At 68.7% G+C, this 4,022-nt stretch carries 3 protein-coding genes and 1 pseudogene; all 4 read left to right on the top strand.

Features of this window, described 5'->3' with window-relative positions:
* Nucleotides 1–227: pseudogene (locus ACIQ2E_RS14915) on the top strand (bifunctional 5,10-methylene-tetrahydrofolate dehydrogenase/5,10-methylene-tetrahydrofolate cyclohydrolase); the annotation flags it as partial.
* 89 nt (nt 228–316) lie between these two features.
* Nucleotides 317–1,621 carry an MFS transporter gene (locus ACIQ2E_RS14910; protein WP_398332253.1) on the top strand — a complete coding sequence of 435 codons (1,305 nt, stop codon included), beginning with the start codon at nt 317–319 and terminating at the stop codon, nt 1,619–1,621.
* A 4-nt stretch (nt 1,622–1,625) separates the two neighbouring features.
* A complete protein-coding gene (locus tag ACIQ2E_RS14905) occupies nt 1,626–2,753 on the top strand; it encodes a hypothetical protein (RefSeq protein ID WP_398332251.1) in 1,128 nt (375 codons plus the stop codon).
* Nucleotides 2,716–4,022 (top strand): type I polyketide synthase (locus tag ACIQ2E_RS14900; protein WP_398332250.1); only part of this gene is annotated, 1,307 nt, incomplete at its 3' end. The genes ACIQ2E_RS14905 and ACIQ2E_RS14900, both read left to right, overlap by 38 nt.

Genomic DNA, 4,022 nt, shown 5'->3' with positions numbered 1-4,022 from the left:
ATGTGGGCATCCATCGCCTGGAGCCCGACCCGGCCGCCGGCCCGGAGGCCAAGGCCCGGCTCTGCGGGGATGTGCGCTTTGAGGAGGTGGAGCCGATCGCCCAGGCCATCACGCCGGTGCCCGGTGGTGTGGGCCCCATGACCGTGACGCTGCTGCTGGTGAACACGGTGGCCAGTTGGTGTCAGCGCTGTGGCCTGGATCAACCGTTGGCGGATTTGTTGCCCTGAGGCGGTCTGGCCTGCCCTGGCTGCCCCACCGGTTGCTGCTGGCAACACTCCAAGGGTGGTACCAAATCCTGGCCTCAGTGGTACCACCTTTGGAGCGCACGCCGCGGCACCACTCGCGGCCCGCTGAAGCACCAGGACCCGGCAGCAGTGACCGCGCCTTCCGTTGGCTGTGGCTGGGTCAGCTGGTCTCCAACCTCGGCACCCAATGCAGCCTCTATGGCCTGGGGTTGTGGTCGTTTGCGCGCCAGGGGCAGCTGATCGACTTTGCGGCTGTGGCCTTTGTGGTGCAGCTGTCCAAGCTGGTGGTGTTGCCCCTGTTGGGACGGCGGTTGGGGCAGTGGCCGCGGCGGCGGGTACTGGTGGTGGCCAACGCCGTCGGCGCCCTCTGCACCCTGACCTTGGCGGCCCTGCTGCTGCTCTGGGGGCAGACCCAGCTGCTGGTGCTGTTGCCGCTGTTGGCGCTCGCCGCCATGGCGGAGGCGGCGCTGGTGTTGAGCGTCGCCAGCCTGATTCCCGTGTTGGTGCCGGAGCCGGCGGCGTTGGCCCGGGCCAATGGTTTGCTTGCCAGCGCCGATGGCCTGGTGCTGAGTGCGGCACCGTTTGCGGGCAGTTGGTTGGTGGCGACGATGGGGCTGCATGGGGTGCTGCTGGTGGATGGTTGCTCGTTTCTGATCGCCATGGCCTGCGTGTTGGGGGCCTGGACGCCCCAGCTCACCCGGGCGGTGCCCGTGGCCCTGCCCAGCGGCAGCCCCTGGCGACTGCGTCAGGTGTTGCGGGGCAAGACCATGCGGCCCGTGGCGCTGCTGGGGGCGGCCATGGCGCTGGTGTACGCCTCCACCGAGGTGCTGTTCCCCGCCTGGGTGATCGCGGGCCCCGGGCGGGATCGGTTGGGCTGGGCCCTGCTGGTGGGGGCGGCCGGCTACCTGGTCGGGCTGCAGCTGTGGAGCCGCTGGGGCTGGCGGCGGCCTGCCGGTGGCTTAGCGCTGAGCTTGATCCTGCAGAGCCTGATCCTGATGGGGGCCGGCCTGGTGGTGTTCCAGCACTGGTTGGCCTTCTGGTACGGCGGCCTGATGGTGTTCAGCCTGGCCCTGCCCGTGGCGCTGGCGGCTCTGCAGAGCCGGTGGCAGCAACTCGCTCCCCCGACGGAGTTGCCGGCCTTGCTGGCCCAGCGCTACCGGCTGGAGTGGGGCGCACGGTTGGTGGCCTTTGCGGGCAGCGCCGCCCTGGTGGATGGGGTGTTGCGGCCCGCCCTGGCCTGGCCCCACTGGCCCCAGTGGTTGATCGCCAGCCTGGGCCAGGGTCCCGGCCGGCCGCTGGCGGTGGGCCTGGGGGCCATGGGTTGGGTGCTGCTGCTGGCGATGCTCAGCCAGTGGCGGGGCTGGGTCCGGGCCTGATGCCATGCGCGTGCTGATCTTCACCTCCAGCGGTGGCACCGCCCATGACGCCGCCGCCTATGCCCTGCGGGATTGGCTTCGGCTGCGGCGGCCAGCCACCGAGGTGCTGGTGGAGCACGTGCTCGAGAACGCCAGCCCCGTGACCCGCGGTGGTGTGGAGCTCTACAACTGGATCCAGCGCCGGCAGCCCTGGCTGCATCAGCTCTACTGGCGGTTGGTGGAGTTTGAAGATCTGGTCAAACCTGGGCGCCCTCTGTTCGGTCGCCGTTATGTGATTGCGCTGTTGCGGCGGTTTCGGCCGGATGTGGTGATCTCCACCCACCCGCACATCAACCGCGGTCATTTCGATTTGGCGAAGCGGGTTCTGGGCCCTCAGCTGCGTTGCATCACCTGCAACACCGAGCTCGATGGGGGATTCGGGTTCAGCCGCAACTGGGTTTGTTCAGCGGCTGATCAGCATTGGACGCAAACGCCCCAGGCGTCGGCCGAGGTGTGCCGGCGCCGCTGGAGCATGGCGCGCTACCCGGCGGAGCGGGTGCGCTGCCTGGGGCCGCTCCTGTACCCCGCGTTTCACGGTGGGGCCCGGGCATCGGCTCAGCCGCCGGGGCGGCCGCGGCTGGTGCTGGCCAGCGGGGCCAACGGCGCCAACAATCACATCCCGCTGCTGGAGCAGATGCTCCCCTACGCCGATCGCTTGGAGCTGGTGGCCCTCTGCGGCCGGCGGGACGACGTGCGCCGCGAGCTGCAGCGGTGGGCCGATCAGCATCCGCAGCTGAGCCTTGAGGTGTTGGGGTTTCAGGGGCCGGAGCAGATGGCGGAGCTCTACCGCAGTGCCTGGGCCCATGTGGCCCGCCCAGGGGCCCGCACGGCCACCGAGGCCTTGTTCATGGGCTGCCCGCTGATTTTCAACCGCATGGGCAGCACGATGCCGCAGGAATCGTTGGCCGTGCGTTATTTCCAGCGGCGCCAGTTGGCCACCTCGATTCGATCCCCGCGGGAGCTGCATCAGGTGGTGGGAGGATGGCTGAAGGCCCCTGAGCGCTATGCCGAATGGCGCCAGCGCTATAGGGACCATCGGCTCACGAGTGATCCAGATGCCATCCTCGCCAGCCTCTTTGACCCCGAGGCGTGAGCCCATCGCCATCGTGGGCATGGGTTGTCGTCTGCCGGGGGGCATCGAATCGCCCGAGGCCTTCTGGAGCCTCTTGCGCGAAGGCCGTGAGGCCATCACCGAGGTGCCGGCTGATCGCTGGAGCCTGGAGCGCCATTTCCATCCGGATTCTGAGCATCCGCTCACCCAGCACGTGCGGCGGGGCGGTTTTGTGGACGGCATCGATCAATTTGATGCCGCCTTCTTCGGCATTTCGCCGCGGGAGGCGGTGTGCATGGATCCCCAGCAGCGGCTGCTGCTGGAGGTGGCTTGGCGGGCCCTGGAGGATGGCGGTCTGCCGGTGGAGCCCCTACGCGGTCGGCCGGTGGGGGTGTTCATGGGCATCTCCAGCGCCGATTACAGCGCGTTGCTCTGGGCCTCGCCGGAGCGCTATGGCACACCCGACAACGAGCCGTTTGTGCTGCCGGGCAACACCGGCTGCATCGCCGCCAATCGCATCTCTTATTTCTTTGATTTCAAAGGCCCCAGCTTCACGGTCGACACCGCCTGTTCCTCCTCGTTGGTGGCGGTGCACCTGGCTTGCGAGAGCCTCTGGCGCGGTGAATCGCAGCTGGCGTTGGCGGGGGGCGTGCAGGCGCTGATTCACCCCGGCATTCAGATGACCTTCTGCAAGGCCGGTTTGCTGTCGCCGGATGGCCGTTGCAAGAGTTTCGATGCCAGCGCCGATGGGTATGTGCGCTCCGAGGGTGCCGGGGTGGTGGTGCTCAAACCCCTGGCGGCGGCCCAGGCCGATGGCGACGCGATCTACGCCGTGATCCATGGCACGGCGGTGAATTCCGACGGCCGCAGCAACGGCATGGTGGCCCCCAACGCCAAGGCCCAGATGGCTTGCGTGCGCGAGGCGTTCCGCGCCGCCGGCATGGATCCGGCCGCTACGCAGTACGTGGAGGCCCATGGCACCGGCACCCGCCAGGGGGATCCGCTGGAGCTGCGGGCCCTGGGCACGGTGCTGGGGGAGGGCCGTGAGGAGAGCCGGCCCTGCCGGGTGGGTTCGGTGAAAACCAACGTGGGCCACTCCGAAACCGCCGCCGGCATTACCGGCTTGATCAAGGCGGCCCTGGCGGTGCACCACCGCCAGTTGCCCCCCAGCCTGCATTGCCAAACCCCGAATCCCGCCATTGATTTCGATGGCCTCAAGCTGCAGGTGCAGACGCGGCTCGAGCCCTTTCCGCAGCCCAACCAACCGGCGGTGGTGGGGGTGAGCTCCTTTGGCTTCGGCGGCACCAATGC

Source organism: Vulcanococcus sp. (genome assembly GCF_044369115.1).
GTDB lineage: Bacteria > Cyanobacteriota > Cyanobacteriia > PCC-6307 > Cyanobiaceae > Vulcanococcus.
The sequence above is the reverse complement of the archived record's forward strand: the minus strand, read 5'-3'. Positions and strand labels throughout refer to the sequence as shown.

Bases quoted from the DNA above. Each gene is read 5' to 3' on its own strand.
- ACIQ2E_RS14905 (WP_398332251.1), top strand. From the start codon at position 1,626: ATGCGCGTGCTGATCTTCACCTCCAGCGGTGGCACCGCCCATGACGCC.